Origin of the sequence: Buttiauxella noackiae (assembly GCF_000737905.1) — a bacterium.
GTDB lineage: Bacteria > Pseudomonadota > Gammaproteobacteria > Enterobacterales > Enterobacteriaceae > Buttiauxella > Buttiauxella noackiae.
The window spans coordinates 49,832-71,958 of the sequence record NZ_JPRU01000008.1; the positions used below are offsets into that span (position 1 = coordinate 49,832).

At 48.9% G+C, this 22,127-nt stretch carries 19 protein-coding genes and 4 tRNA genes; 5 read left to right on the forward strand and 18 right to left on the reverse strand.

Annotated elements, in window-relative coordinates:
• Positions 1-6: 6 nt before the first annotated feature.
• Entirely contained in the window at positions 7-213 is a 207-nt protein-coding gene (lptM, locus tag IX31_RS21350) for an LPS translocon maturation chaperone LptM (protein WP_034461690.1), read from the reverse strand.
• A 128-nt stretch (positions 214-341) separates the two neighbouring features.
• On the opposite strand from lptM, the gene cyaY reads away from it, so the two are divergent.
• On the forward strand, positions 342-662 hold the full coding sequence (gene cyaY / locus IX31_RS21355) for an iron donor protein CyaY (RefSeq protein WP_034461692.1): 321 nt from the start codon (positions 342-344) through the stop codon (positions 660-662).
• Here cyaY and cyaA read toward each other — a convergent pair.
• Positions 659-3,211, reverse strand: coding sequence for a class I adenylate cyclase (cyaA, locus tag IX31_RS21360; RefSeq protein ID WP_034461693.1), 2,553 nt, complete (start codon positions 3,209-3,211; stop codon positions 659-661). The genes cyaY and cyaA overlap by 4 nt on opposite strands.
• 281 nt (positions 3,212-3,492) lie before the next feature.
• Here cyaA and hemC point away from each other — a divergent pair, with 281 nt between their 5' ends.
• The 4 genes from hemC (at position 3,493) to hemY (ending at position 7,625) form a co-directional block, all read left to right on the forward strand.
• A complete protein-coding gene (gene hemC / locus IX31_RS21365) occupies positions 3,493-4,434 on the forward strand; it encodes a hydroxymethylbilane synthase (protein ID WP_034461694.1) in 942 nt (313 codons plus the stop codon).
• Positions 4,431-5,171: a uroporphyrinogen-III synthase gene (gene hemD, locus IX31_RS21370; protein WP_034461695.1), complete on the forward strand. Its 741-nt coding sequence runs from the start codon at positions 4,431-4,433 to the stop codon at positions 5,169-5,171. Before hemC ends, hemD begins: the two co-directional genes overlap by 4 nt.
• Positions 5,172-5,262: 91 nt before the next feature.
• The gene (gene hemX, locus IX31_RS21375) at positions 5,263-6,426 is read left to right on the forward strand and encodes a uroporphyrinogen-III C-methyltransferase (RefSeq protein ID WP_034461696.1); all 1,164 of its coding nucleotides are present in this window, start codon (positions 5,263-5,265) and stop codon (positions 6,424-6,426) included.
• A gap of 2 nt (positions 6,427-6,428) precedes the next feature.
• On the forward strand, positions 6,429-7,625 hold the full coding sequence (gene hemY, locus IX31_RS21380) for a protoheme IX biogenesis protein HemY (protein ID WP_034461697.1): 1,197 nt from the start codon (positions 6,429-6,431) through the stop codon (positions 7,623-7,625).
• Between the two features lie 751 nt (positions 7,626-8,376).
• Here the strand turns inward: hemY and IX31_RS21385 are convergent.
• From IX31_RS21385 to trxA, 16 genes are all read right to left on the reverse strand, one after another.
• A tRNA-Pro gene (locus IX31_RS21385) sits at positions 8,377-8,453 on the reverse strand.
• Between the two features lie 39 nt (positions 8,454-8,492).
• Positions 8,493-8,579 (reverse strand) — tRNA-Leu (locus tag IX31_RS21390).
• Between the two features lie 16 nt (positions 8,580-8,595).
• A tRNA-His gene (locus IX31_RS21395) sits at positions 8,596-8,671 on the reverse strand.
• A 73-nt stretch (positions 8,672-8,744) separates the two neighbouring features.
• A tRNA-Arg gene (locus IX31_RS21400) sits at positions 8,745-8,821 on the reverse strand.
• A 157-nt stretch (positions 8,822-8,978) separates the two neighbouring features.
• Positions 8,979-9,719 carry a lipopolysaccharide N-acetylmannosaminouronosyltransferase gene (gene wecG, locus IX31_RS21405; protein ID WP_034461698.1) on the reverse strand — a complete coding sequence of 247 codons (741 nt, stop codon included), beginning with the start codon at positions 9,717-9,719 and terminating at the stop codon, positions 8,979-8,981.
• Complete coding sequence (gene wzyE, locus IX31_RS21410) at positions 9,716-11,092, reverse strand: ECA oligosaccharide polymerase (RefSeq protein WP_034461700.1); 1,377 nt, start codon at positions 11,090-11,092, stop codon at positions 9,716-9,718. The genes wecG and wzyE overlap by 4 nt, the downstream gene beginning before the upstream one ends.
• The gene (locus IX31_RS21415) at positions 11,089-12,168 is read right to left on the reverse strand and encodes a TDP-N-acetylfucosamine:lipid II N-acetylfucosaminyltransferase (protein ID WP_034461702.1); all 1,080 of its coding nucleotides are present in this window, start codon (positions 12,166-12,168) and stop codon (positions 11,089-11,091) included. Before IX31_RS21415 ends, wzyE begins: the two co-directional genes overlap by 4 nt.
• On the reverse strand, positions 12,165-13,415 hold the full coding sequence (gene wzxE / locus IX31_RS21420; RefSeq protein ID WP_034461704.1) for a lipid III flippase WzxE: 1,251 nt from the start codon (positions 13,413-13,415) through the stop codon (positions 12,165-12,167). The genes IX31_RS21415 and wzxE overlap by 4 nt, the downstream gene beginning before the upstream one ends.
• Position 13,416: 1 nt before the next feature.
• Positions 13,417-14,547, reverse strand: a complete 1,131-nt coding sequence (rffA, locus tag IX31_RS21425; RefSeq protein ID WP_034461705.1) for a dTDP-4-amino-4,6-dideoxygalactose transaminase — start codon at positions 14,545-14,547, stop codon at positions 13,417-13,419.
• 4 nt (positions 14,548-14,551) lie between these two features.
• The gene (gene rffC / locus IX31_RS21430; protein WP_034461706.1) at positions 14,552-15,241 is read right to left on the reverse strand and encodes a dTDP-4-amino-4,6-dideoxy-D-galactose acyltransferase; all 690 of its coding nucleotides are present in this window, start codon (positions 15,239-15,241) and stop codon (positions 14,552-14,554) included.
• A 25-nt stretch (positions 15,242-15,266) separates the two neighbouring features.
• Complete coding sequence (wecC, locus tag IX31_RS21435; RefSeq protein WP_034461708.1) at positions 15,267-16,529, reverse strand: UDP-N-acetyl-D-mannosamine dehydrogenase; 1,263 nt, start codon at positions 16,527-16,529, stop codon at positions 15,267-15,269.
• Positions 16,526-17,659 carry a non-hydrolyzing UDP-N-acetylglucosamine 2-epimerase gene (gene wecB, locus IX31_RS21440; RefSeq protein ID WP_034461710.1) on the reverse strand — a complete coding sequence of 378 codons (1,134 nt, stop codon included), beginning with the start codon at positions 17,657-17,659 and terminating at the stop codon, positions 16,526-16,528. The genes wecC and wecB overlap by 4 nt, the downstream gene beginning before the upstream one ends.
• Before the next feature lie 62 nt (positions 17,660-17,721).
• Positions 17,722-18,771, reverse strand: coding sequence for an ECA polysaccharide chain length modulation protein (gene wzzE, locus IX31_RS21445; RefSeq protein WP_034461712.1), 1,050 nt, complete (start codon positions 18,769-18,771; stop codon positions 17,722-17,724).
• Between the two features lie 23 nt (positions 18,772-18,794).
• Positions 18,795-19,895 carry a UDP-N-acetylglucosamine--undecaprenyl-phosphate N-acetylglucosaminephosphotransferase gene (wecA, locus tag IX31_RS21450; protein ID WP_034461715.1) on the reverse strand — a complete coding sequence of 367 codons (1,101 nt, stop codon included), beginning with the start codon at positions 19,893-19,895 and terminating at the stop codon, positions 18,795-18,797.
• Positions 19,896-20,096: 201 nt separating this feature from the next.
• On the reverse strand, positions 20,097-21,356 hold the full coding sequence (gene rho, locus IX31_RS21455) for a transcription termination factor Rho (protein WP_034461716.1): 1,260 nt from the start codon (positions 21,354-21,356) through the stop codon (positions 20,097-20,099).
• A gap of 359 nt (positions 21,357-21,715) precedes the next feature.
• Positions 21,716-22,045, reverse strand: a complete 330-nt coding sequence (gene trxA / locus IX31_RS21460) for a thioredoxin TrxA (RefSeq protein WP_034461718.1) — start codon at positions 22,043-22,045, stop codon at positions 21,716-21,718.
• Between the last annotated feature and the right edge of the window lie 82 nt (positions 22,046-22,127).

Here is a 22,127-nt window from a genome sequence, read left to right on the forward strand (position 1 = left end):
AATGTGCTAGTAGACAACCTGAGTCGGCGCGTTATCAGTACCACGATTATTACGATCTGGTGTGGTTGATTGCGGCTGTGGCTTAGGGGTGACCTGAGATGTAGGCTTGGTTTTACCGTCTGCTGGCGGGAAATAGAGAGGCCCTTTGAGGCCACAGCCAGAAAGACTAAAAAGTGCCAGCATGAGAGCGAATGGGCAGAGAATTTTCTTCATTATTGAGATGCCTGTAAGCCAATATTCTGCTGTCTATCATCGCAGGTGATCCCTGAAAAGCAATACTCTTTTCTATTCACCTGTGTTGCTTTTATACTGCCCGCAAGACGAACAACTGAGAAAAAGACATGAACGACAGTGAATTTCATCGCTTAGCTGACGGCCTGTGGTCAACAATCGAAGAACGCCTGGATGACTGGGATGGTGATAGCGATATTGACTGCGAAATCAATGGCGGCGTGCTGACCCTGAGTTTTGAGAACCGCAGCAAGATTATTATCAATCGCCAGGAGCCTCTCCATCAGGTTTGGCTTGCCACCAAAAGCGGCGGTTACCATTTTAACCTGAAAGACGACAAATGGATTTGTGACCGTAGCGGCGCAGAGTTTTGGGCATTACTTGAAGAAGCTTGCACACAGCAAGCAGGTGAGCCAGTTAGCTTTAGCTAGCTGTTGCTGTACTGCTGAAGTAGCGGCGCATTACTATCATCATGATTAGTCGGCGTCGCTGCTGTAATAGTCTGGGTGCGGAACGGGATAACCTGCGAGCGCCCATCGACTTTCACAATTTGATAGAACTGCGGCAAGTTGAAGTTAATGAAGCTTGAGCCGTAGGTGAAACGATCGTGCGAAGACGAGTAGAAACGGCTGACATCACGCACTAAATCTTCTTTACTGCCCTCACAGTGGTGATACACCTCTGCGCGGTTCGTCTCATCGAGGATATAGATATTGAACCCGTGATCCTCACTCGCTTCTTCAAAGAAGAATTGAATAATCCCTTCACTGGCAAACCCATCTACCACTGACGGCAACTGAACCTGGTTAGTTTCAACCTGCACCGATAAACCATGCAGTTTGTTGTGGGAAATCGCACCGTAGAACTCGACTGCATTCTCCAGTTTTTGCACTGAAACGCTCAGCCGTTCGAAGAATAGCCCCCACGTTTGGCCTGAAATACGCAGCGCTTTAAAACGGCCAGGTTCCTGGCGTGTGCTGGACAAGCGGAAGTCGATACATTCAGAAACCAGCTGCTGAACGCGTGTGCGGATAAGCCCACGCAGATGCTGGCTATAACAGAACACTTCAACACTATCTGGCGGCGCTGCATCCTGGTGCATTTTGCCCAGAATAGTTTTCAGCGCCTCAATCATCGATTGCTCGCCGTTGAAATGCAGGGTACGCACTTCATTCCAGGAGTTGCGGTAAAGCAGGTCAACGCTTCCCACCAGGCACTGTTGCTGTTGCCCGAAGCTGAACACATCCAGCTTACGGAAATCGAAATGAACAACCTGATTACGGAATGCCGCAGTCGGGTCGTATTCGAGGTTAACAATAATAGCCAAATGGCGAATTTCGCATGGGCTATACAACGCTTTTGCGGTTGGCGCAGGCAGGCGCAGCGGGAAGTGGTGCGAAACGTCGGCAACCATTTCCTGCAATTTTGGCAAATCACAGATTCCGTTGCCCTTAATAAACAGGCGGGTGCGTGAAGTCAGCAGGCCGTTGAAGTAGGCCCATGCCACCAGCTTATTAAGATAACGGTTATATTCCAGCGGTTGATGGCTGATGATGGAATCCATGTTTGGCGCACGGTTGTAGAGATACCAACCTGAACGGTTGGCACGACCTGGCGGAACATGGATAAAGGTCAGATTTGGCTCTGACAAATCAGGAGAAATCTGCGGGTTAACCAGCGTGACTTTGCCTGGTAGCGCTTCAAACGCTGCATACAATTTACGGGTCAACACACCGATATCTTGCGGACTTGCGCTGACGCTCAGGTTGTTACGGCGAGCGAAACGAATCAGGTTGCGATAGCTTTGCATCATCGCATCAAGGAGTTCGTTGTGCGCATCGCGAACCTGGTCGATTTTCCAGTTAGCGCGGTTATCAAGCATCGCCAGACGCAGCTCGTCCCAGCCCCAGTCTTTGACCAGTTGGCTTAAGACTTCACGACGCCAGCCTACACAGGCACGCTCACGGGACAGTTTTTCGCACACTTTCAGATAGAAGCAGCGGCGTACTAAGTCCAGACGCGCCGTGTCTTCAATTTGCGTGAGGTAATGAGTCACACGCTCCAGCATCATGCAGTAAGGATCAAGCCCAAAAGAGACTATCTCGCCATCATGCAGACGTTGTTTAATGTCTTTTGCCAGTAAGCGAGTATTCGGGTATTCCCAGGAATAGGCTTCCAGCAGCAGCGTTTTGAGCACGGCTTTATAAGGTGAATCAATACTCTTATAGAGCTGCCACAGGCTGGCTCCAAAGTATTCTTCCGCTGACAGAGAGCTTAAACCACCGAGATCCAACCATTCGTTTGGCGTAAGCACACCCTGCGAGTAGAGGCTCATTACGTAATCGTCGTAATGATCTTCTTCATCGCCCGGCACCATACTCCAAAGAATACGTTTCCCGGCCAGGCGCACAGCTGTACGGTAGAATTCGTCCAGCAACAAGATATGTTGTGTTGAACCACAGTCTTCGCCGCCCAGACTGCCACTTTCGTTGTGGCGGAAGCGGTTTTCGTCAATCAGGAAGAAGCTAACTTCAACACCTAAAGATGCAGCCCAGCTTTCCAACACGCTACATTTACGTTGTAGCAACTGACGCTCGTCATTATCGAGCCATGACTGGTGACAAACCCAAATATCCAGATCGGATGAACAACTCTGCCCAACGGACGATGTACTGCCCATGGTATAGAGGCCCGTGATAGGCAATTCACCGGATTCTGATTTCTGCGGCGGCATACCGCGCATCAATTCGAGTTCGTTAAGATAGTGGCGTTGGGTTTCATCAGGCGTGTAGATGCAAATGCCGTGTGGAACGTTACCCTCAAGGTAACCTGGCATCAGCGGGTGATGATAATGTAACAATGTTGGCAGAAGACTGTAGACCTGTTGAAAAGCAGGGCCCATTGCCGCAAGTGCGCGATCTACACGCAGTTGGTTGATGGCATCCAGTCTCTGTTTAAGAGTCTCAATATAGATGTACAAGACATATCGCCTGATGGTTTCAGTATTACGAAAAAACCCGTTTCCCAGTTGTTGCCTCTATTATAAACGACAAGGCAAAGAATTGCTGGAAACGTGATCAATTTAACACCTTGCTGGTTGACCGTAAAGAAAGATGCGCTACGCGCCAACTTCCGCTCCGCCTACCGGCTTTATCTTCCATAATACGAAATATGTCCCTCTTTTCCGCAAACCCGTTGAAACTGACAGCCTTCCTTGAAGAGTGGTAGGATGGTCAGGGACGATAATTACGGTAACTAGCAATGTTAGACAATGTATTAAGAATTGCCACTCGCCAAAGTCCATTAGCACTCTGGCAAGCACATTATGTCAAACAACGCCTGGAGGCGTGCCATCCCCAGCTCACGGTTGAACTGGTGCCTATGGTTACGCGTGGCGACATCATTCTTGATACACCGCTGGCGAAAGTTGGTGGCAAAGGATTGTTTGTCAAAGAATTAGAGTTAGCGCTGCTTGAAGGGCGCGCGGATATCGCCGTGCATTCAATGAAAGATGTGCCAGTCGAGTTTCCTGAAGGCTTAGGGTTAGTGACGATTTGCGAGCGTGACGATCCGCGTGATGCTTTTGTCTCCAATAATTTCTCTAGTCTTGATTCTCTCCCGGCAGGCAGCGTGGTAGGCACTTCCAGCCTCCGCCGCCAATGCCAGATCGCCGAGCGCCGCCCGGACCTTGTGATTCGTTCATTGCGCGGCAATGTGGGAACTCGTCTGGGTAAACTTGATAACGGCGACTATGACGCAATTATTCTGGCGGTAGCCGGGCTTAACCGTCTTGGCTTGCAATCACGTATTCGCTACGCATTGCCTGCGGAAGTATCTCTACCCGCTGTAGGCCAGGGTGCGGTGGGAATCGAATGCCGTCTTGATGATGAACACACTCAAGCGCTGCTTGCTTCACTTAACCATGAAGAGACTGCAATTCGCGTCTGTGCTGAACGCGCTATGAACATGCGCCTCGAAGGCGGCTGCCAGGTGCCGATTGGCAGTTATGCTGAATTGAAAGATGGCGAGCTATGGCTGCGCGCATTAGTTGGCGCGCCAGACGGTTCGATTCTGGTGCGTGGCGAACGCCGTGGTAAACCAGAAGATGCCGAAGTCATGGGCATTTCGCTTGCGGAAGAGCTTCTCGATAAAGGCGCGCGCGAAATTCTTACCGCCGTTTATGACGGAGATGCTCCGGCATGACGATACTTGTCACCCGCCCTTCCCCTGCCGGGGACGAATTAGTGAGCAGACTGCGCGCACTGGGGCAGGTGGCGTATAGCTTCCCACTTATCGAGTTTTCCCCCGGCCGACAGTTGAACAAACTGCCTCAGATGCTGGCAAGCCTGAATGAAGGCGACCTGGTGTTCGTGTTATCGCAGCACGTCATAAATTATGCCCACCCCCAATTACGCCAAAACGACATCTCCTGGCCTTCACATATTGCCTGGTTTGCCATTGGGCGTACGACAGCCTTAGCGTTTCACACGGTTAGCCATTTGCCGATTCGCTATCCGCAAGACAGGGAAACGTCGGAAGTGTTGCTACAATTACCTGAATTACAGAATGTTGCCGGAAAGCGGGCACTCATTTTACGTGGAAACGGTGGACGCGAGCTATTAGGTGAAACACTAACTGAACGCGGTGCAGAAGTGACATTCTGCGAATGCTACCAAAGAAGTGCCAGAATTTATGACGGAATGGAAGAAGCCTTTCGCTGGCGCGAACGTGGGGTTTCAACGCTGGTCGTGACAAGCGGTGAAATGCTACAACAACTTTATGCACTCATTCCGGAGTGGTATCGCAAAAACTGGTTACTACACTGCCGACTGTTAGTTGTCAGTGAGCGTTTGGCAGACCTTGCCCGGGATTTGGGCTGGCAAGATATTCGGGTCGCCGATAACGCAGACAATGACGCGCTGCTTCGCGCGTTACAATAAATCAATCCCCAAAATAATTTGAGTTGCAGTAAGGCGAGGCCAATGTACATGCAACTTGAAGTATGAAGGGGAAACAATATGGGACGCCACAATGACGGAACAACAAAACAACTCCGCCATGGTTGAAGAGACCACACCTGCGGTAGAAAGCGCTCCGCTTTCAGAACAGCCACCACAAAAAAATCGTAGTGGTATTGCCGGAATTGCGCTAGGTGCTATCGCCATTGCTATTGCCCTTGCGTTAGGTGGCGGTCTTTACAGTTATGGTAAGCATCAGGCAGCGGCGCAAAATGCCAACACCGATGCATTGGCAACGCAGCTCACCGCCTTACAAAAGCAACAAGAACAGCAGCAAGCTTCTCTGGAAACAACCATCAAGCAGCAGGCAACTGCACTGCAGGAGTCGGATCGTCAGCAGGAAAATCTGGCTCGCGAACTTGATGAAGTGCAGCAAAAAGTAGCCACGATTTCCGGCAGCGATGCAAAAACCTGGTTGTTAGCGCAATCCGACTTCCTGGTGAAACTGGCCGGGCGTAAATTGTGGAGCGATCAGGATGTCACCACTGCGGCCGCACTTTTGAAAAGTGCTGATGCCAGCCTCGCTGATATGAATGACCCGAGCTTACTTAGCGTTCGCCGTGCTCTGACGGACGATATTTCTGCGTTATCAGCAATTACTCAGGTCGACTACGACGGGATTATTCTCAAGCTTAATCAGCTTTCTAATCAGGTCGATAATCTACGTCTTGCAGATAACAATAGTGACGATACGCCGATGGATTCTGACGGCAGCGAACTATCCAGCACGGTGACGGAATGGCGTGAAAATCTAACTAAAAGCTGGCACAACTTTATGGATAGTTTCATTACTATTCGCCGCCGCGATGAAACCGCCGTTCCTTTATTAGCGCCAAATCAAGATGTTTATCTGCGCGAGAATATTCGTTCACGCTTGCTGGTTGCGGCACAAGCGGTTCCACGTCATCAGGATGAAACCTACAAACAGTCGCTGGAGAATGTTTCCACTTGGGTTCGGGCCTATTACGACACCAACGACAGCGTAACAAAATCCTTCCTTGATGAGCTGGATTCTCTTAGCCAGCAAAGCATCAATATGGATGTTCCGCAGACGCTGGAAAGCCAGCCTTTACTGGAAAAGCTGATGCAGACTCGGGTACGTAATTTACTTGCCCAACCTGCTGCGAGCGCAACCACTCCCGCTGAACAAGCGCCTGCAACAACTCAAGGAGAATAAGCATGATTAAAGTCTTATTGCTCTTTCTGCTGTTGATCGCCGGGATCGTTCTTGGACCAATGCTCGCCGGACATCAGGGTTATGTGCTGATCCAAACTGACAATTACAACGTCGAAACCAGCGTAACAGGTCTGGTGATCATCCTGATCCTGACAATGGTGGTGCTGTTTGCTATTGAATGGATACTGCGCCGTGTTTTCCGTACCGGGGCTCGTACTCGTGGCTGGTTTGTTGGGCGCAAAAGCAGTCGCGCGCGCAAGCAAACCAAAGCTGCATTGCTGAAATTAGCAGAGGGTGACTATCAGCAAGTTGAGAAGCTGATGCTGAAAAACGCCGATCATGCTGAACAACCAGTGGTGAACTACTTGTTGGCAGCTGAAGCAGCGCAACAGCGTGGCGATGAAATTCGTGCAAACCAGCATCTGGAACGTGCAGCCGAATTGGCAGATAGCGATCAACTCCCGGTAGAAATTACCCGCGTGCGCCTGCAACTCGCGCGTAAAGAAAACCATGCTGCGCGCCACGGCGTGGATAAATTGCTGGAGACCGCACCACGTCACCCTGAAGTGCTGCGCCTTGCCGAAATGGCATATGTTCGTACCGGTGCATGGGGTTCACTGCTTGATATTTTGCCAGCGATGGACAAAGTACAGGTTGGCGATGAAGCACACCGTGCCATGCTGCAACAACAAGCCTGGATTGGCTTGATGGACCAAGCGATGGCTGATCAGGGTAATGATGGGCTGAAGACCTGGTGGAAGAATCAAAGCCGTAAGACACGCCATGAAACCGTACTACAGGTGGCGATGGCGGAGCATCTTATTGAGTGTGACGATCATGATGCAGCACAGGAAATCATTCTTGATGGCCTAAAACGCCAGTACGACGAGCGTTTGATTTTACTGATGCCACGTCTGAAATCAGGCAACCCGGAGCAACTTGAAAAAGCCCTTCGCCAGCAGATCAAGACACAAGGCGATCGCCCATTGCTCAATAGCACACTCGGTCAGTTATTGATGAAACACGGTGAATGGCAACAGGCAAGCGAGGCTTTCCGTGAAGCACTCAAACAGCGTCCTGATGCCTTTGATTATGCATGGTTGGCTGATTGCCTGGATCGTCTGCACAACCCAGAAGAGGCGGCCTTGATGCGCCGTGATGGCCTGCTGCTAACCCTGCAAAACAACCCCAATTCATAACACCCCAAGGGCGCTAACTGTCGCCCTTATCTATTTCCTCAATGCAAAAAAAACACCTGCCAATTGGCAGGTGTCAAAACAGGTCTTTAAGACAACTAAGTGGTGCTTCACTCAACGTTATGTCCATGGTGTTGGATGAGGTCTGAAAGACGACATCTGTCGGTGGACGATAAGCACCGTAATCGGCTCTGCGTCATTCCTGGGTTTATGAAGCCTAAGCAAACATAAGAAGTGGAATGAGCATCTACAGGTATATTATTGCACGATGCATGCCAGGTTTGAATTCATAATTACCCGTTACCAGGAATCATTTTATATTCATGATGTTATCTCGGGCTCCTCTGGCAATAGGTGGGCTATTTTTGCACCTGAGAAGCACTGCGATAGTGTCTCTTTTTAGAGACACTTAAGTTAGAGTTTGGAATTATTACTTTTTATCAATGAGTTAATAGTCACCAAACAGCGACAATAAAAATCGCGATGTCGTGGTTTTGAGACGAGGTTTTAGATTAGCGATTTTGTCGGATGTCGCCGTGCTAATCCCACCGACGAAGCCCTAAACTGCAGACGCAAAAAAGCCAACGCGAATGTTGGCTTTTTCAAATTGAATGGGAGAGAGGGGTTACCCTACAGGCCGTAGCTAAAGCAACGTTGTTTCACTTCGCTCGGCTCAAACCCTCTTCGGAGATTCTCTTTTTCTATAAACTACAAATGCAAAAAGACCAACCCGAAGGTTGGTCTTTTCTAAATTTGGTCGGCGAGAGAGGATTCGAACCTCCGACCCACTGGTCCCAAACCAGTTGCGCTACCAAGCTGCGCTACTCGCCGAAATACTGCATTTACATCTTACTGCTTTCAACTTAGAGATGGTGCGAAGAGAGGGACTTGAACCCTCACGTCCGTAAGAACACTAACACCTGAAGCTAGCGCGTCTACCAATTCCGCCACCTTCGCAATATCACTAAATTAATGGGGTGGCTAATGGGACTCGAACCCACGACAACTGGAATCACAATCCAGGGCTCTACCAACTGAGCTATAGCCACCACTGTAAATCTTTTCGCGCGGTCCACCTTCTTAACAAGAAGTACCGCCGCAGCTCTGGCCCCATTCAATCAATGGTGCGCCCGACAGGATTCGAACCTGAGACCTCTGCCTCCGGAGGGCAGCGCTCTATCCAGCTGAGCTACGGGCGCATAGCGCCGTTGCGGGGTCGGATATTACGGGCTTCATGCTCAGCTGTCTAGTGCTTATTTAAATAAAATGCGCATTTGGTTACGCTTTGCACATTCTGATGATTATCCAGCCAAATTCAGCCGTAATACTCACTTTAATAGGGTGCCGAACCGCATTTTATAGCCGACCGGTATAATGCCAGGCCAGATAACGCAGCAACTTTATTTGCCGTGTGATGCGGCTCGGTTGCGACAATAAGCGATACAACCATTCAAGACCCAAGTTTTGCCAGATTTTTGGTGCGCGTTTTACGTGCCCGGTAAAGACATCGTATGTTCCACCCACACCCATATACAGGGCATCAGGGTAAACCTTGCGGCAATCGCGCATAAAGAGCTCCTGCCGTGGTGATCCCATCGCTACAGTGATAATAGCGGCACCACTTTCCCGGATACGCTCAAACAAAACCTGCTGCTGCTCGGCTTTAAAGTATCCATCCTGGCTACCAACAATATTGACGTTCCACTGCTTACGCAGTTTGGCTTCGGTTTGCGCCAGTATTTCAGGTTTACCACCGATCAGGAAAACCGGAGTACCTTCTCCACCTGCACGTTGCATTAAAGCTTCCCAGAGATCGGCTCCCGGAACGCGCGACACAACGGCACCTGGAAACTTTTTGCGAATCGAGCGCACCACACTGATACCGTCAGCGTATTTGTATTCTGCGTTATCGATTAACGTTCGTACTTCTTGATCACGTTCCGCGGTAAGGATTTTCTCAGCATTAATCGCAACCAGCGTACCGCTACGCAGCTCACCTCCTGCGTAGAGATAATCCAATGCATGCTGCATATCGCGCCAGCCCAGAAGGCTCAAGCCACGAATCGTATAAGAAGGGGCTGTCGTGAGTTCTGTCATGATATTCCCTGCGATACATTTTGAGAGCCAGAAACAACTTGCGGTGAACGGCGTAGACGTTGATGTATCAACCCCGCGCTATCAAATAGCCAGTAAAGCAGCTTCGCAAACAGCAAACAGACACCAAAGATAACCATGAAAAACACTACTCGGGAGACAAAAGAGTCCAATCCCTCACGTGCCAAAACAATCATGTTAAAAATCGCCCCAAAGCAGAAACTATGCAAAATGGCGGCTTTGTACTTGTTGGTCTCACGATTACCCAGGTCATACAACCAGTCGAACCATTTAATAATCAGTCCGACTACAACTGCGCCTAATGGGATAAACCACACGCCGCCCATAACCACCAGTGAACCGATTAACGTTGGTGAAATTGCCAGACCAGAGTGGTTGTTAAGAACTTCCCAGGTAAAGTAGTTCGCACTATTCAGGACAATCCCCGGACGGCCAGGCCATAACCACGTCGGAATAAAGACATAGAAATCACGTACGATTGGTGCCAGACCCTGGAACTCAATTTTGTCGTAATTCTGCAGCAGCAACCCTAAATTTTCCCAGGGTGAAAAGGTATCGCGAGTCAGGTACAAGAAGGTGTAAAACGCCTCTTCACCATTGACGTTAAGCCCATAACGTTTCAATGCCAGCCAGAACATACCTACGATGCCAAATACACCCGCCGCCGCCAGCATCCACAGCGAGATCCAGCCGCGAATAATACCGATGAACAAAAAGATGGCGAACGCGATGATAATATTGGCCCGAGTCCCACCAACAATCATGTAGGTCAGCAGACCAAACGCCACGGTGCTCACCAGGAAAAACATCCAGGCACGGCCATCTTGCTTAAGAAAATAGACCACCAGCATCGCAGGGATGAAAAAGTAGAAGAAACGTTTTAACGCAACACCTGACACTTCACTCGAGAAGATCTGACTGTATGAATGCAACTTAAACAGTAAAAAACCGTTATGCATAAAGAAGATGCCAACACTCACCAGCGCCACCACCATCAGCATTGCCCATGTCAGGTGAGTTTCAACACGGTTCATAGTAAACAACTGACGCCGAACCTCTGTAGTTCGCTTCTCCCGCAACCGTGTTTTGTAGGCGACATAGTAAATACCATAGAAGCAAACGGCAGCGAGTTGCGCTTGCAACAGTACATCTGCCGGTACAACCGAGACCCCGAAACGAAATACCAACGTACAGGTGAAGGGGAAGCCAAAGAAAAACGTCAGCAAAAACAGTAATGAGAAGAACACATTGAAATTGAAACGCACCCGGCGGAATTCCTGGTACGTTAAAATACCAATGAACATCACTGATAAAAACCAGACCGCAAATAAACCGCCAAACTCCAGCAAACTCATGCGCCTTCTCCTGATGCTACGTCCAGCGCCCGCTTCCAGCCGTCTATATAATTAGGGTTAAAGAAAGCAATCTGTTGCTTGTCCAGTAAGCGTAATTGACGCTGTGCTTCGCGCACCACCGACTCATCAAGCAGATCGCCTGCAAACAACACCGGAATATACTGCTCAGTCATATCCTGCCAGAAAGGATTTTTACGACTCAATACGCAAGGAATACCCGCCTGAATCAGCAAACAAAGCGTGCCAATACCTTGCTGGCGGTCAAAAATGAAATAGCCCAGCGAGCACTGGCGCAAAAGAGCCAGATAATCATCAAAGCCCATGCTTTCCTTCAGTATATGTAGGTTTTCTTTACTAAATAGCGCAAGTCCAGCTTGCTGAACTTCATTGATGTAAGCGTCATTATTGGTTGGATAGCCCATCGGCACGACCACGCGCACCGAATCACCAAACTGAGTATGAATCGCTTTTAATGCTGCAATATGCTGGTTGCTACGATCGCCAGAGTTACCTACCAGAATCGTCATTTTGCCAACTTTTTCTTCACTGCTGGCCAGAGTATTGAGAGACGGGTCCATACGCGTCGGAAAGTAAATTAACTCCCCTGGAACCTGCGGGTGGTGCTGATGGAAATAATTCAGGTCACCTCGTGTTGCAAACACTCTCCCCACTCGGCCCTGCGCAATTCTTCGCAGTAAGTAAAACGCCCGAAACTTGAGACTTTTTGAGGCCTCGTAAAGATCGGCGCCCCAAATGTGCCAGTTCATCTGAGCTGGTTTCAAGCCACCAGTCAGCAACGCAATCCACAGTGAGCTGTTAAACTGACCATGAAAGAAAAAGCGTTGCTGGCGATTGGCACGCGCTTTTGCCACAACGGCCTGCGCCAACGCTTTTTTCGTTGGATAGAGTGTCACAAGAAGAGTTGGAAAAGAGGACAAAAGTGAGTCGTCCTTCGAGACCACCATAAACTGGCGCGCATGCGGATTTGAGGCAGCCAGAGCATCATTGAAGAAGCGCAGCACCGTTTGGTTATGATGCGGGATATCCGATCCCAAAACGTGAATCAGTGTTGTCATGCTCGTCTACGATAAATGAGGAAAACGCTGCAACAGAGCGTGAAATAAATAATATACGTTGCCATATAAGCCTGAGCAGCCCCTAAAGCACCGTGCGCAGGTATAAGCCAATGTGAAAAACCAGTCAACAACGCAAACTGGCTGATTTCAGTCAAAACATAGAAGCGAAGTGATGCTTTCGCTATCACCAGATATCCAAACACATATGAGCCGACTTTCAGCACATCGCCTACCAACTGCCAGGCGAAGAGATCACGCATCGCAATAAATTTATGCGAGAAAAGCAGCCAAATCGCGAAGTCGCGTAACAGCCAGACGGTGAAACTTGCCAGAGCTACAGCGGGCAGAACGAACTTCAGGGAACGAACAATCTCACGGCTGATGTCATGTTTGCTGGTTAAGCGCGAGAGCGTTGGCAAAAGATAAACGCTAAACGAGGCGGTGATGAATTGCAGATAAGCATCGGAAATGCTGCTCACACCCTGCCAGATCCCGACATCATCCCAACTGTAGTGGGCCGCCAGCAAATTTCGCATCATCACGTAAGCGACCGGCAGTGTCACCGAGGTGATTAGCGCCATGATGGTGAATTTACCTAGGCTGCTGGCATACACTTTATCCCACTGCGGTTTCAGATAACTAAGCGGCACGTGTTCGCGGCGAACCAGCATAATCCCCGCAGGAATGAGCACCAGTGCAGGCACTAACGCCAGGCCCAACAACGCACCTTGATAGCCGCCGAGGCGATAGCAGAGGTAATAGGCAATCACGCCAATAATACTGCCACCAATCAGTGCCAGCGCATTACCGGCAGCATCACGAAACCCTTTCATGATGGCTAACGACAAGTTCGCCCAGGCAATCCCCATCTGAACTAGCGCCACCAGACGTACTAAACCTTGATAATCGCCATGCCCAAACAAGCCAATGCTGATTGGCTTTGCTGCAACCACAAAAATGATAGCTAACAGGGTGGAGAAGCCCAGAACCATCGCCGACGATGTACCAATGACTTTCCGAAGTTGCTCAGGCTGGTCGTGATACTGCGCGACATATTTTGTCACGCCATTGAAGATGCCCGCTCCGGCAAGCACGCCTAATACCGTAACCATCTGGCGGAAGTTTCCAGCTTGCCCAACCCCACTCGGCCCAAATGCCACAGCGAGCAGCTTTACCACCAACAAACCGGCAGCGATTTTTACCAGTGTGGACCCGGCGGTCCACACTGAGGCTTTCGCAAGCGACATATCAGGAGAAGAAGCTTAACAACGTATTAATGACAGTACGTTGGTTAGCAGGAGATAAGTTATAGAACAGCGGCAAGCGCAGCAGGCGCTCACTTTCTTGAGTAGTGAAACGATCTTCGCCATGGAAGTAACCAAACTTCTCACCGGCTGGGCAGTCATGCAATGGGATGTAGTGGAACACCGCCAGAATTTCTGCTTCTTTCAGATACGCGATCAGAGCACTACGGTCTTCGATATCACGCAGTTTGATATAAAACATATGCGCATTCTGCACACAGTCTTTTGGAACAGACGGCAGTTCAATGCGCCCGGCTTTTGCCAACGGAGCCAGGGCATCATGATAGGCATGCCACAGCTTCAGACGCTGCTGGTTAATCTTTTCTGCCGCTTCCAACTGCGCCCAAAGATAAGCCGCCTGGAGATCGGCCATCAAGTAACTTGAACCGATATCACGCCAGGTATATTTGTCCACCTGCCCACGGAAAAACTGACTACGGTTAGTGCCTTTTTCACGAATGATTTCTGCGCGCTCAATCAACGATGGATCGTTAATCAGGGTCGCACCACCTTCACCACCTGCCGTGTAATTTTTGGTTTCATGGAAGCTGAAGCAACCAATATGACCAATTGAGCCCAATGCGCGGCCTTTGTAGGTCGACATCACGCCTTGTGCGGCATCTTCAACCACAAACAGATTATGTTTGTTGGCAATGGCCATTATGGTGTCCATTTCACAAGCTACACCAGCGTAATGAACAGGCACAATCACGCGAGTCTTCTCAGTAATTGCCGCTTCAATCAGCTTTTCATCAATATTCATGGTGTCCGGGCGCACGTCGACAAAGACGATTTTTGCACCACGCAACACAAAAGCGTTGGCAGTAGAAACAAAAGTATAACTCGGCATAATCACTTCATCGCCGGGTTCAATATTCAACAGTAACGCTGCCATTTCCAGCGATGCAGTACAGGAAGGGGTGAGCAGAACTTTTTTGCTGCCGAAGCGATGCTCCATCCATTGCTGACAACGACGGGTGAAACCACCGTCACCACAGAGCTTGCCGCTACCCATTGCAGCCTGCATGTATTCGATTTCCGTACCTACTACTGGAGGAGCATTAAATGGGATCATTTTTTCACCTGTATAACCAGAAGGCGGTGCTTTCAATATTGGCACCGCTTTGAATATAACGTCGCAGGGCTGCGGTATTACTGGTTTGCGTTGCCACGCGCAGCGTTTCTACTCCGCGTTGCTGACACCAAAAACGTGCGGCATTCATTAACTGACCACCCACACCTCGTCCTGCCAACAAACCAATTCGCGCCTCGCTCTCATTAAGTTGACGCATGCTCACAAAGCCCTGAATCGCGCCACCGTTCCTCAACAACAGGCATTCATGGTCAAAGGTGCCCAGCACAGCGTTTTCAACCCACTGCGCGTAAAAACGACCACTGTCAGCGGGTTGATACCAGGGTGCACGAAAGCGGCTTTGTGTAAAAATTTTAGCGGCCAAATCTCGCAAAACAGGAATATCAGCACTTGTTGCCAGCTCTACAGAAGTCGCAGCATTTTGCGTGCCAACTGCCAGTGCAAGGTCAACTTCTCCTTCAACCAGCTTAAATCCGAGCAGTTGCAAACCATCCAGCAAGACGGTTTGCTGGCCGGATATTTTCGCCTGTACACGGGAAAAGGTATCAAGACGTTGCGCCGTAAGCAGTGGCGCACCATCTTCAATACGAAGGATTCCGCTGTTGACGGCAAAGAATTGATTTTCCCAACTAAGAGATTCAATCCGGGCGTAAACAGGATTCGAGAATGTCGTCATCGGCCTCACCCGCTGCTGGCGGAACTTAGCGCCAGACTCCTTTGGTATCAACAATCCACCGCTGTTGAACTTGCGCGCCAGGAATGGCTTTGAACGATTGATGATCAACCAACATAACCAGCACATCGGCTTGTTCAAGAGCCTCTTCTGTCGTGGCTAACTCACAATGTCCGCTCAGTTTTTTCGGCAACTCATGGATATTTGGCTCAACGGCAAGTGTTGTACCGCTATGCCAGCTGCTCAGAAGTTGTGTGATTTCCATGGCAGGGCTTTCACGCAAGTCATCAATATTGGGTTTAAACGCAAGACCAAAGCAGGCAATAGTAATTTCACTCGATCGTTTACCCGTTTCTGCCAGACAATCTGCGACAGCGGCCTTCACCTGGTTTACTACCCAGTGTGGTTTGCCATCGTTGACTTCACGTGCAGTGCGAATCAGCTGCGCTTGTTCAGGGTTTTGAGCAACGATAAACCAGGGATCAACGGCAATACAGTGCCCACCAACTCCCGGGCCAGGTTGCAGAATATTGACTCGCGGATGGCGATTAGCCAGACGAATCAACTCCCATACGTTGATCTCTTGAGCCGCACAAATCAGCGATAGCTCGTTGGCGAATGCGATATTCACATCACGGAAGCTATTCTCGGTTAGTTTGCACATTTCAGCTGTGCGGGAATTCGTCACCACGCACTCGCCTTCAAGGAAGATTTTGTAAAGCTCGCTGGCGCGAGCAGAGCAAACGGGCGTCATGCCGCCAATAACGCGATCATTTTTGATAAGCTCAACCATCACCTGGCCCGGCAACACGCGCTCAGGGCAATAGGCAACATTGATATCTGCTGCTTCGCCAGCCTGGTGAGGGAAAGTCAGGTCAGGACGCAGATCCGCTAACCAACCCGCCATTTGTTCGGTGGAGCCAACTGGAGAAGTTGATTCCAAAATCACCAGAGCGCCTTTTTTTAGCACTGGTGCTATAGATTCTGCTGCCGCTTTAACAAAAACCATGTCAGGTTCATGATCGCCTTTGAAAGGCGTTGGCACTGCAATCAAAAAAGCATCAGCTTCAACAGGCTGTATGCTGGCGCGCAAAAATCCGCCTTCTACAGCCGTTTTAACCACCTTATCCAGGTCTGGTTCAACAATATGAATAGCACCACGATTAATGGTGTCTACAGCATGTTGGTTAATATCGATACCAACAACGTTTCGCTGTTTTGAAGCAAATGCCGCCGCAGTTGGTAAACCGATATAACCCAGACCAATAACAGAGATGGTTGCAAAACTCATTGTTGTGTCACCTGATTCTTTTTCAATGCAGCCAAAATTTGCTCACAAGCCTTACCATCACCATAAGGATTATGTGCGCGACTCATAACTTGATATTCATTTTCGTCTTTCAATAAGCGCGTAACCTGGCGAACAATTTCTTGTGTATCCGTACCGACCAGACGAACGGTTCCTGCATCAACGGCTTCAGGGCGCTCAGTGGTATCACGCATGACTAACACCGGTTTACCCAATGACGGTGCTTCTTCCTGAATGCCACCTGAGTCAGTCAGAATCAGATATGCATGGTTCATCAAGTAGACAAACGGTAAATATTCTTGTGGGTCAATCAGCACCACATTTTTGACATCGCCAAGAATGCGCGTCACAGGCTCGCTGACATTCGGGTTCAGGTGCACAGGGTAAACAATCTGGACGTCACTGTTTTCTTTGGCAATCTGTGCCAGTGCGTGGCAAATGCGCTCAAAACCATCACCAAAGCTTTCACGACGGTGGCCAGTGACCAAAATCAGCTTTTTGCTGCTATCCAGGAATGGATAACACTGCGCAAGAGAACTATGCAAAGCATCATCGGCAAGTACGCGATCGCGAACAGAAATCAGCGCATCAATCACCGTATTACCGGTGACGAAAATCTTATTGTCACTGATATTTTCACGTAATAAGTTTTGTCGAGAATTCTCGGTTGGGGCGAAGTGATACATAGCCAAATGCCCGGTCAAAGTTCTGTTCGCCTCTTCCGGCCACGGAGAGTAAAGGTCTCCAGTACGCAGACCTGCTTCAACATGACCGACAGGAATGCGCTGATAAAATGCGGCAAGACTAGTGGCAACTGTAGTCGTAGTATCACCATGAACCAGCACAACATCAGGCTTGAATGACTCAAGGATCGGCTTCAGTCCTTCGAGAATGCGGCAGGTAATTTCCGTAAGTCCCTGCCCCGGTTTCATGATGTTTAAATCATAATCCGTCTCGATAGAAAATAAATTCAGCACTTGATCCAACATCTCACGATGCTGCGCTGTCACGCATACTCTTGCGTCAAAAAACGCGTCTTTTGCCAACGCATCGACCAGAGGAGCCATTTTAATAGCTTCCGGGCGCGTGCCAAAAACAGTTAACACTTTCACAGCAATTCTCTTTTGTTAAAAAAGGTGAAGGCCGTCCATCGAGCCTTCACCGGGTAAGGGCGTTACAAATATTTTGGACGGCGAGCTAATGCCACACCCGCGCCAATCAGGGCCCCAACCATACCCCACATAATCATCAAGAATGCCCGGCGTGGACTATCACGCTTCACAGGTTCTTCAGGGGTACGTAAATAGCGATATGTCTGGAAACGCGCATCAAGCGTTGGCCCAACGTTCAAAGTCGCCAGCATGGCTCGATTCTGGTCGTAGTCGATGCTGTAACTCGGACCGACAGCTTGCAGGCTTTCAAGACGAGCTTGCAGCATAGGGCGTCCTAACATGAACATTTCAGAATCAGGCAACTCATCGGCAGGAACTTCAGTTTCACTCTTTGCAATATTTTGCTGCTGCGCAATCTTCAGCGCTTGTTCCACACTGTGCACTTTGCGGTCGAAAATTGACTGAGCCACCGCTTCCTGACGCTTAACTTGTGCTTTCATCTGGATTGTACGTGCCGACCAGGCGCCCGTCAGTTCTTCGTTTAGATGGCTCGCAGCACGCTGGCTGGCAAAAGCAACGTACTGGCGCAGCAAGTTATTCGCATCAGCAGCTGTTTCTGCAATAAGTTTCACGCTATCACTGATATTGCGCGTGGCATCACCAGCTGAAAACTGAATATTATCAACCAGTTCATCAAGCAAAGCGGCATCAATTTTACTGTTGCCAACCTGACGCTGTTTGTAATAGTCAGTCTGTAGCCAAAAATCACGACGAGTATCATATGCAGATAACTGCATGATGAACTCTTTATAGGCTTCATCCATCACCGAAGGCTGATCGACAGAAACCATATTAGCTTTAGCATCAAGATTACGTAGGAATTGCTGTTGCGAATAATATCCACCCATCATGTTAACTGTTGGGCGATCGGTTATCGCGTTAGCACTCCACTCCTGCCTGGCAAAGAAGGTGTAGATGAATGCAATGGCCGCAAACAACACTGCCAGACCAACAATCCACAGCTTTCCTTGCCACAGTGTCCGGAACAAACCACGAATGTCCAACTCGTTGTCTACCATTCCCGGGTTATTTCCTGGCACGTTTTGTTTCATCACTTCCCCAATTACATTCAGAATTAAGAAATGCTGCTGTTACGACGTTGACGACGTTTATGACGTCTTATAAAGCGAGCCACTTTCCAGGCGCGCTTAATGCAGTAATCATAGAGAACAAATGCAAGCAAAAATAATGCCAACATCACCCATTCGGGTATAACTTCAACATATTCAGCAGTAACCCCGATACTTGCCAGCAATGCCGCAGCCAGAGTAATCAATGTAAATGCCTGCCGGGAAGTAAAGCCTGCTCGCATTATGAGATGGTGAATATGTTGTCGATCTGCCGAAAATGGGCTTAACCCTTTTCGGAGTCGTCGATACATGATAGCAATCATGTCCATTAATGGGATGGCAATAATCCACAGCGCAGTAACGGGGTTAATCGGATGAGAACTCCCTTGTGTTGTTTGCAATAGCATCCAAATCAGAGTGAATCCGATAAACGTACTTCCTGCATCGCCCATGAAAACTTTATATCGACGGCCAAGAACGCCAAGGTTCAGCAAAATATAAGGAAGAATGGCTGCGATCATAGCGAAACACCACATCGCAAGGCTGGTTTGTCCATCCAAGATAAGAATGATACCCAAGGCAGCAAAAGAGACGCTAGAAAGCCCACCTAATAGGCCATCAATACCATCAACCATGTTGAAGGCGTTGATGGCAGCCCATACCGCAAACAGCGTGACAATATATCCAAATGGGCCGAGAAGAAACTCCCACGAGCCTAAAATATAGCCAAAGTTAGAAAGATAGAGTTCGGCATATACCATCATAACGATAGCAACAAATGCCTGCGTAAAGGCGCGAAATTTAACGCTAATGTCGAAACGGTCGTCAAGACCTCCGACAAGCACTAAAACACCCGCACAGCCTAAATAGAGACGTGCATGGGGAACATAGTAGCTGGAAGACAACCAGGAGGCTAAAAAAGCAAAGCAGATACCAACATATACAGAAATGCCCCCCACCAGAGGAATCAACCCCTGATGCCGCTTGCGGTAATTTGGTCTATCCACCAGGCCAATATGCTTTGCTGCTTTACGAGCAAAGAATAAAAAGACAAGAGTGAAAACAAAGACAAGGATGAGGTCTGTACTCAGACTGAGTAAGTTCACAATAAATGGCTCTCTGTGAAATCATGTAAACTACAAAGCAAAAAACATGCCAAAAAAATTCATGAGCCGATTATTGTATCAAAGCTGCTTGCATGCAGGTAACTCCATAAAAACATACAACTTTCATTCAATAACTATGGATTATATACCAGAAATGAAAAACGCCACGTCTAAGCGTGGCGTTCCCCGAGTTTTTGTTACTTACGAGCGCTTCATCATATCAAAGAAGTCTTCGTTGGTTTTCGTCATCGCTAATTTGTTGATGAGGAATTCCATTGCATCAATCTCACCCATTGGGTGGATGATTTTACGCAGGATCCACATTTTCTGCAGTTCTTCCTGGGTAGTAAGTAACTCTTCTTTACGCGTACCTGAACGGTTGTAATCGATAGCAGGGAACACACGTTTCTCAGCGATTTTACGCGCCAGATGCAGTTCCATGTTGCCGGTACCTTTAAATTCTTCGTAGATAACTTCATCCATTTTAGAACCGGTATCAACCAACGCTGTAGCGATAATAGTCAGACTACCACCCTCTTCTACGTTACGTGCAGCACCGAAGAAGCGTTTTGGACGATGCAGGGCGTTAGCGTCCACACCACCAGTTAATACTTTACCTGATGCAGGTACAACGGTGTTGTACGCACGTGCCAGACGAGTGATCGAGTCGAGCAGAATAATAACGTCTTTCTTATGCTCAACCAGACGCTTCGCTTTCTCGATAACCATTTCGGCAACCTGAACGTGGCGAGATGCTGGCTCATCAAAGGTAGAAGCAACAACTTCACCTTTAACCAGACGTTGCATCTCGGTCACTTCTTCCGGACGTTCGTCGATCAGCAGAACCATCAACACACAGTCAGGGTGGTTGTAAGCAATGCTCTGCGCAATGTTTTGCAGCAGCATGGTTTTACCGGCTTTCGGCGGCGCCACAATCAGGCCACGCTGACCGCGACCGATTGGCGATGCCAGATCCAGTACACGCGCAGTTAAGTCTTCGGTAGAACCGTTACCACGTTCCATGCGTAAACGAGAGTTAGCATGCAGCGGGGTTAAGTTTTCGAACAGGATTTTGCTACGCGCGTTTTCCGGCTTGTCGTAGTTGACTTCGTTTACTTTCAGCAGTGCAAAGTAACGTTCACCTTCTTTCGGCGGGCGAATCTTACCGGAGATGGTATCCCCTGTGCGGAGGTTGAAACGGCGGATTTGGCTGGGAGAAACGTAGATGTCATCAGGACCGGCGAGGTAGGAGCTGTCTGCAGAGCGGAGGAAACCAAATCCATCCTGCAATATCTCCAGTACACCGTCACCAAAGATATCTTCACCACTCTTCGCATGTTGCTTCAGGATGGAGAAAATAATGTCCTGCTTGCGCATACGGGCTTGGTTTTCCAGCCCCATATTTTCGCCGAGAGTAATCAGCTCAGAAACCGGCGTATTCTTTAATTCGGTAAGATTCATAATGGTGGGTTCTTAAACTCGGGGTAAATCTCGAACATGTATCGTGAATGGTATGGCAGGATCATCCATGCCTGTTTAATGGCCACCACCACATGTCTTATCGCTGTCTGGTCATAGGAAAAACGCAGAACTGAAACGACACGACGGAATGGGTGATACGCCCGAAATCGATTATGCAACCACGTGCGCACTGCACTGTGTAGAGAATTAATGGCAACTTGTGGGAGCATTGGGTAGTACAAAGAGTCAAACTACAAGGCAAGTTCTAAATGCAGTAAAAGTAACTTAGCATGACTGACGCCGGGCGTCCAGCGGCTCACAAAAAATTGCGAGCCACGCACGCACCGGCTGAGATTCCATTATGCCAGATTAGCGTCGAGGAACTCTTTTAACTGGCCTTTGGACAATGCGCCAACTTTGGTAGCAGCCACTTCACCGTTCTTGAACAGCAACAGAGTTGGGATACCACGGATACCATATTTTGGTGCAGTGCCCGGGTTCTGATCGATATTCAGTTTAGCAACGGTCAGATTGCCCTGATATTCATCAGCGATTTCATCAAGAATCGGGGCGATCATCTTGCATGGACCACACCACTCTGCCCAGAAATCAACCAGAATCAACCCATCAGCTTTTAGCACGTCCGTGTCGAAACTGTCGTCAGTCAGGTGAATAATTTTATCGCTCATGTTCTACTCCGCAGGATTATGTCTACCTTGTTGGTGTAGCATTAACCAACTTAAGGTTGACTTTATTTCACCGGATACGCTT